The following is a 6,751-nucleotide window of genomic DNA, read 5'->3' on the forward strand; positions in this document are numbered from 1 at the left end:
TTGCGCTTTTCAAAAGTGAGCCGCTGTAAGAGCGGAACCAATCTCAGCCATCACCAAAATAACGGATATTCACCCACCACCGGCCGTGATAAACCGCCGCGCCAAAAAACCATACAACAGATACCCAAACGCCAACACCAGCGTCGCACCAAACACCGCCTCCTCACCACACGCATAAATCGCATACAGCGAATACCCCACGGCAATCAGCAACACCGTGGTATTGCGCGCATACACCACCGCCGCCACCCGCGCCTTGTGCATCATCACCAGCAGCCCGGTCAGCGCGGTGACATAAGGAATCAAATTGGTCACCACCGCCAGGTTCACCAGCTTGCCGAACTGGGCGCTGGCGGTGGGCGAGATGGTCGACAAGGCAATCAAGCTCTGCAACGCCGCGCAGGCAATCAGCCCCAACACCGGCGCGTGGGCGCGGCTGACCCGGCTGAAGAAGCGCGGAAACAGACGCTGGTCCGCCGACATCTTGGCCGTTTGCGCCAGGGTGAATTGCCAGCCCAACAGCGAACCAATACACGCCACCACCGCCAGCGCCATGATGATATCGCCCACCAGCGGCGTAAAGATCTGCGCATACACCAGGGCAAACGGCGCGGAAGACTCGGCCAGTTCGGCGTTAGGCACGATGCCCTGGATCACGCTGGTGGACAGCACATACACCAGCGCCGCTCCGAGGGTGCCCAGCAGGCAGGCCAGCGGCACGGTGCGCTTGGGGTCTTCCACCGCGTCATAGCCCTGGGCCGCGGACTCCATGCCGAGGAACGCCCAGAGGGTCAGCGGGATACTCGCGCCAATCGCATCCCACAGTTGCAACTGGTTGGGATTCCAGGCGTCGCTGAACACCTCGGCCTTGAAATAGAACCAGCCGAACACGCTCAAGCCCGCCACGGGAATGATCACGCCCCATACGGTAACCACGCCGATCCGGCCAGTCAGGCGCGGGCCGCCGAAGTTGGCCACGGTGGTCAGCCAGATCAGCCCGAGGGTGCCTATAAACAACGGGATCGGCCCGCTGCCCAGCCACGGGATGAACGACGATAGATAGCCCACCGCCGAAATCGCAATCGCCACATTGGCGATGATCAGCGACAGGAAATACAGGAACGAACAGAGGAAGAACCCGGACTTGCCGTGGGCCTCTTCGGTGTAGGCCGACATGCCGCCGGTGCGGGTGCAGAAGAGGCCGCACTGGGCAAAACAGTACGCGATCGCCATCGAGCCCACGGCGGTGATCAGCCACGACAGCAGCGAAATCGCACCCAATTGCGCCATGCTGGCGGGCAGCATAATGATTCCCGAGCCCATCATGTTGATTGCCACCAGGGTGGTCAGGCCCATCAGGCTCATCTTTTTGCTTGGCTCGGCCATCGGCAACTCCTTGTCGTGGGGGCGTGCGATGGCAGGCTAGCACGTTGTGGTCAGCGTGCCTTCGGGCTCCGGTTTTCTCCGAGGATTCGCGCGGCATCGCGAGCCGGCGGCAGGCCGAACACCCGGGCGTAATCGCGGCTGAACTGAGTGGCGCTTTCATAGCCGACTTCGAAGGCGGCGCTGGTGACGTTCCTGGCGCCGCCCACCATCAGCGTGCGCGCCTGTAGCAGGCGCACGCGCTTCTGGTACTGCAACGGGCTCAGGTTGGTGACGGCCTTGAAGTGGCGGTGGAAGGCTGACACGCTCATCGCGGCTTTCTGTGCCAGGGCTTCGACCCGGATCGGTTCGGCGAAGTCTCGGCGGATCCACTGGATGGCCTGGCTCACCCGGGCCATGGCGGTGTCCGGCGCGGCGATTTCACGCAGCATCCAGCCGTGGGGGCCTTGCAATACGCGGTAGAGGATCTCGCGCTCGTATACCGGTGCGAGGGCTGTGATCGCCTCAGGGTTGCCCATCAGCCGCAGCATGCGCAGCCAGGCGTCCATCAGTTCGGGGGTGACGGCGGCCACGGAAAAGCCGGCATTGTGGTCGTAGCGCCCGGCAGGTTCGGGCAAGTCGCTCAGCAGCGTCGCGAGCACCGTCGGGTCCAGTGTCAGGCTGACCGCCAGGTAGGGTTCACCGGTCGCCGCCGGGTGCACAGTGCCCACGGCGGGCAGCTCGATGGACATCACGAAGTACGTCGCCGGGTCGTACTGCAGGGTGCGGTCGCCCACGGTCATGGATTTGCTGCCCTGCAGGATCAGGTTGATCATCGGGTCGTACACCGCGGCCAGCATGTGCTCGGGAATCGCGCCCTGGACCATGGCCACTCGCGGGATGCCGGTTTCAGTGCGACGGTTTTCAGCCTTGGCGGCCAGGGTACGCAGTTCGATCAGTTGTGTGTTCATGCCGGGCATGCTGAGCGCCCAGGTGTGCCCTGTGCAAGCAAAAAGCAGAAACAGGCAGGTTTCGAGCGGGAACGGCTGCGTCGGCGCAGGCGCGCAAGCCTACTGTGGTGACTCATTTGAGCAAGCAGTGGAGCCACACATGGGCGTTATCCTCATTACCGGCGGCAGCCGTGGCATTGGTGCCAGCACCGCAGAACTGTGTGCCCGGCAAGGCATGGGCGTGATCCTGACCTACAACAATCATCCAGAGGCCGCCCAGGCGGTTGTGCAGCGAATCGTATCGTCGGGCGGCAAGGCGGTCGCGCTGCCATTGGACGTGGCCGACATCAGTTCCTTCCAAGGTTTTGGCGAGGCGGTAAAGCAGGCGTTATCGGCCACCTGGGGTGTGAGTGGGTTGAATGGCCTGGTGAATAACGCCGGTTATGGACTGTTCAATCCCCTGGAATCGGTCACCGAGGCCCAGTTCGACGGCCTGCTGAATGTGCACCTCAAAGGGCCGTTTTTCCTGACTCAAACCCTGTTGCCGCTGCTGCAAGCCCACGCCTGCATCGTCAACCTCACCAGCGCGACAACTCGCGTCGCCACCGCTGGCGTAGCACCTTACGCAGCCTTCAAGGGCGCGCTGGATGTACTCACCCGTTACATGGCCAAGGAGTATGGCGAGCGGCAGATCCGTGCGAATGCCGTCTCTCCGGGCGCCATCCGCACCGAACTGGGCGGCGGGCTCAATGATGAGTTCGAAGCGCTGCTGGCTTCCCAAACGGCCCTCGGCCGAGTGGGCGAGCCTGAAGACGTGGCGCGCGTGATCGCCATGTTGCTGTCTGAAGAAGGCCGCTGGATCAATGCCCAGACGATCGAGGTCGCGGGCGGTTACATCATCTGAAGAGCGAGGCTACAGCATGCTGGATCATGTCTTTTTGTCGGTCAGCGACATTCAACGTTCTATCGATTTCTACCGTGCTGCACTGACACCGCTGGGCATCACCACGCGCCACGACTACGACGGCAAGGACGGTCCGCCGGGCCACCCGGACCTCAAGGGGTTCGGCGCGAACGGGCGGATCTTCTTCTGGTTGCGCGAGGGCGCGGTCGAGGGGAGGGCGGTGCATGTGGGGTTCGTCGCCGGCAGCCGGGTCGAGGTCGATGCGGCTTACCTGGCGGCGATGAACGCGGGCGCCGTCGACAATGGAGCCCCTGGGGCACGATTGCACTATGACCCGAACTACTACGCGGCCAACGTGCTGGACCCCGACGGCTACAGCCTGGAATTTGTCTACAAGAACTGGCAGCACATCTAGCGGTAGCCGTCGATGATCAGCCCGCGGCCTGCGGCTGCATCCGCAACTCACCTTCCACATCCTTGACCAACCCACTGGCCAGGAACAGCGGCGCCACGCGCTTGTGCAGCTGCGGCTCGACAAATTCCTTCACCGTGTCCAGCGCCAGCGCGCCGCTCAACGGCATCTCGGCCTTGGTGTAAGACAACCAGGCTTTCTTCAGTATCAGCAGCACGTCGCTGCCGGCGGTGGAGGCGAAGCGACGGTGGTTTTTTTTGCCGTCGAAATCGAAGGTGTGCTGAAACTCGTAGCCGGCCTCGCTGCCCTCGCTGGCGACGCAGCGGATGCAGGTGCAGGGGCCATCGCCGAAGGCACTGCGCAGGTAGTTGTTGAAGTCCACCACGGGCTTGAGTGACAGGCGCTTATCCACCTCGAACAGGTCCCCGGTCATTTTTTCGTCAGTGTTCAAGGTCCATTTCCTCGCAGCGGTTTTTTCAAGGGCGGCACGATACCAGCCGAAGGGCGTGGGCGGGTAGTTTTTGGTCGCCTCAGTGGGGACGTCCATTCGCCAATGCCCTTGTTACAGTTTCCTTAAATCATCGCCCAAGGAAACCGACATGAGCAGCAAATCCACGATCTACAACCACGGCGTTTCATGGGAAGAGGGCAACAGCGTCAGCCAGGGCTACCGCGTCAATGGCACGATCTATATTGCCGGGCAGTTTTCTCACACCCTGGAAGGTGAGTTCGTTGACGGTGATGCCGCCGCCCAGACCCGCCAGACACTGGAGAACCTCGACCATGTGCTGGCCGGCTTCGGCGTTGGCCGCTCGAACATTGCCGCGGTGGATTTCTTCCTGGTGCATGCCAAGCGCGATTTTGAAGCGGTGGTCAATGTGTGGAAAGAATACATCGGTGAGCATCGCCCGGCCGCGACCCTGGTCGGCGTGAATTACCTGGCGTCCGATGCACAGATCGTCGAGATCAAGGTGATTGCCCACGCCGACTGATCAGCCCGCCAGCTCATCCACCATCAGGTCGATAAAGCGCCGTACCCGAGGCTCCAGGAAGCGTTTGCTCGGGTACATCGCCAGGATCTCCACGTCTCCGGCGTCCAGGTCGGGCAGCACCTGTACCAGGCGTCCGGCGGCCAGGTCCTCGGCCACCACGAAGTCCGGCAGCAAGGCGATGCCCAGCCCGGACACGGCAGCGTCGCGCAGTGCTTCGCCGCTGTCCAGGCGCAGGCGGCTGCGCCCGTACGCCTTGACCCAGGTGCCATCCGATTCGCGAAAGCGCCAGCTTTGCTTGCGCGTGCGGCTGCTGAAATACAGGCAGTCGTGGTGGGCGAGGGCGTCCATGTCCCGTGGCATTCCGTGCTCGGCGAGATAGTCCGGTGCGGCGCACAGCAGCGCCTGATAACGAGCGACCACGCGGGAAACCAGTTGGCGGTCGGTGTTGGCGCTGCCGATGCGGATGGCCAGGTCGAAGCCCTCCTCGACGATATCGGCGGTGCGGTCGCTGAAGCTGACTTCCACCTGCACCTCGGGCCAGGCGTGCAGGTATTTCTTCAACAACGGCAGCAACACCTTGCGCCCGAACGCATCGGGCAGCGTAAGCCGCAATAAACCGCGCGGTACCCCGGTGGGCTGGCCGATGCGGCTTTGGGCGTTGTCCACTGCGGCGAGGATCTCCAGACCCTGGTCATACAGCGCGCGGCCTTCGTCGGTGAGGCTCAAGGTGCGGGTGGTGCGGTTCAACAGGCGCACACCAAGGCTGTCCTCCAGGCGCGCCACGGCTTTGCCGGCCGCCGAGCGCGTCAGGCCCATCGCCTGGCCACCGGCGACGAAGCTGGCGCCATCGACCACCGCCATGAAGATCAGCATCTCGTTGAGGTTGGTGCGCAGCATGCAGAGTGGCTCCGGGGATGACATCAGGCACAGGCGCGCAATATAGCAGCGCCGGCGGGCAGTGTTTTTCGTATATCCATAGATCGCGATATTCTTTTTCGCACTGTACGTGGGCCGCTACGCTCGCAACCCTTCTCAACCTCGCGGCAGCGTTCTCATGATAATAAAACGACCCACCCTGACGCTCCTTGCAGCAGCCAGTGCGCTCCTCAGCCTTGGTGCGCACGCCGAAGGCAAGATCAGCATCGCCCAGCAATTCGGCATCGGCTACTTGATCCTCGATGTGGTTCGTGACCAGAACCTGATCGAGAAACACGGCAAGGAACAGGGCCTGGACATCAAGGTGGAGTGGAACAGTATCTCCGGCGCCACCGCGATGAACGAGTCGCTGCTGGCCGGCGCGCTGGACGTGGTGTCGGCGGGTGTGCCGCCCATGCTCACGCTGTGGGACCGCACCAAGGGCAAGCAGAACGTCAAGGCCATCGCCTCGCTGGGCTCGATGCCCAACTACCTGCTGACCAATAACCCGGATGTGAAGACCCTCAAGGACTTCAGCGAAAAAGACCGCATCGCCGTACCGGCCGCCGGTGTGGGTTTTCAGTCGCGTACCTTGCAGATTGAAACCGCCAAGCAGTTCGGGAACGACAACTACAAGAAGTTCGACGATATCTCCATCAGCCTGGCGCATCCGGACGCCACTGCGGCGCTGATTGCTGGCGGTTCGGAGATCAACGCGCATTTTTCCAGCCCGCCGTTCCAGTACCAGGAGTTGTTGAATCCCAAGGTGCACAAGGTGCTGAGTTCCTACGACATTCTCGGCGGCCCGGCGACGTTCAATGTGCTGTACACCACCGAGAAATTCCACGACGAGAACCCCAAGACCTACAAGGCGTTCTATGACGCGTTGGCCGAGGCCGAGACAATCATCAAGGCCGACAAGCCGGCAGCTGCCCAGGCTTACATTCGTGTAGAGCAGTCGAAGCTACCGCTGGCGCTGGTGGAGAAGATTGTCCAGGACCCGGAAATCGACTTCACCATCGTGCCGCAGCGTACCTATATCTATGCCGAGAAATTGCAGGAGTTGGGCGTGTTGAAGAACAAGGCGGGGAGCTGGAAGGATTACTTCTTTGAAGAGGCGCATGGCGGGAACGGCAGCTGACTCCATTCTGAATTGAAACGCACACAAAAATGTGGGAGCGGGCTTGCTCGCGAATGCGGTGGGTCAGTCGATACA

Annotated in this window: 8 protein-coding genes; 4 read left to right on the top strand and 4 right to left on the bottom strand. The window is 62.1% G+C overall.

All coding sequences use genetic code 11. From position 1 onward, the window contains the following. Positions 1-69: 69 nt before the first annotated feature. Both potE and ACW9I6_RS29505 read right to left on the bottom strand, forming a co-directional pair. Positions 70-1,386, bottom strand: a complete 1,317-nt coding sequence (gene potE, locus ACW9I6_RS29500; RefSeq protein WP_457340131.1) for a putrescine-ornithine antiporter — start codon at positions 1,384-1,386, stop codon at positions 70-72. Positions 1,387-1,436: 50 nt separating this feature from the next. Then, positions 1,437-2,333: an AraC family transcriptional regulator N-terminal domain-containing protein gene (locus tag ACW9I6_RS29505; RefSeq protein ID WP_457340132.1), complete on the bottom strand. Its 897-nt coding sequence runs from the start codon at positions 2,331-2,333 to the stop codon at positions 1,437-1,439. A gap of 139 nt (positions 2,334-2,472) precedes the next feature. Here ACW9I6_RS29505 and ACW9I6_RS29510 point away from each other — a divergent pair, with 139 nt between their 5' ends. Both ACW9I6_RS29510 and ACW9I6_RS29515 read left to right on the top strand, forming a co-directional pair. Continuing rightward, positions 2,473-3,216 (top strand): SDR family NAD(P)-dependent oxidoreductase, encoded by a 744-nt coding sequence (locus ACW9I6_RS29510; RefSeq protein WP_457340133.1) that lies wholly within the window; start codon positions 2,473-2,475, stop codon positions 3,214-3,216. Positions 3,217-3,232: 16 nt separating this feature from the next. Beyond that, positions 3,233-3,631, top strand: coding sequence for a VOC family protein (locus ACW9I6_RS29515; RefSeq protein WP_457340134.1), 399 nt, complete (start codon positions 3,233-3,235; stop codon positions 3,629-3,631). Between the two features lie 16 nt (positions 3,632-3,647). Here ACW9I6_RS29515 and ACW9I6_RS29520 read toward each other — a convergent pair whose 3' ends face one another. Continuing rightward, positions 3,648-4,079: a hypothetical protein gene (locus ACW9I6_RS29520; protein ID WP_457340135.1), complete on the bottom strand. Its 432-nt coding sequence runs from the start codon at positions 4,077-4,079 to the stop codon at positions 3,648-3,650. Positions 4,080-4,227: 148 nt separating this feature from the next. On the opposite strand from ACW9I6_RS29520, the gene ACW9I6_RS29525 reads away from it, so the two are divergent. Next, positions 4,228-4,620: a RidA family protein gene (locus ACW9I6_RS29525; RefSeq protein WP_008436909.1), complete on the top strand. Its 393-nt coding sequence runs from the start codon at positions 4,228-4,230 to the stop codon at positions 4,618-4,620. Here the strand turns inward: ACW9I6_RS29525 and ACW9I6_RS29530 are convergent, their stop codons facing one another. Continuing rightward, the gene (locus tag ACW9I6_RS29530; RefSeq protein ID WP_457340136.1) at positions 4,621-5,517 is read right to left on the bottom strand and encodes a LysR family transcriptional regulator; all 897 of its coding nucleotides are present in this window, start codon (positions 5,515-5,517) and stop codon (positions 4,621-4,623) included. It lies immediately after the preceding gene. Between the two features lie 157 nt (positions 5,518-5,674). Between ACW9I6_RS29530 and ACW9I6_RS29535 the strand changes: the two genes are divergently transcribed. After that, on the top strand, positions 5,675-6,676 hold the full coding sequence (locus ACW9I6_RS29535) for an ABC transporter substrate-binding protein (RefSeq protein WP_177022740.1): 1,002 nt from the start codon (positions 5,675-5,677) through the stop codon (positions 6,674-6,676). Positions 6,677-6,751 lie beyond the last annotated feature (75 nt).

Source organism: Pseudomonas sp. SDO5522_S412, from assembly GCF_054071215.1.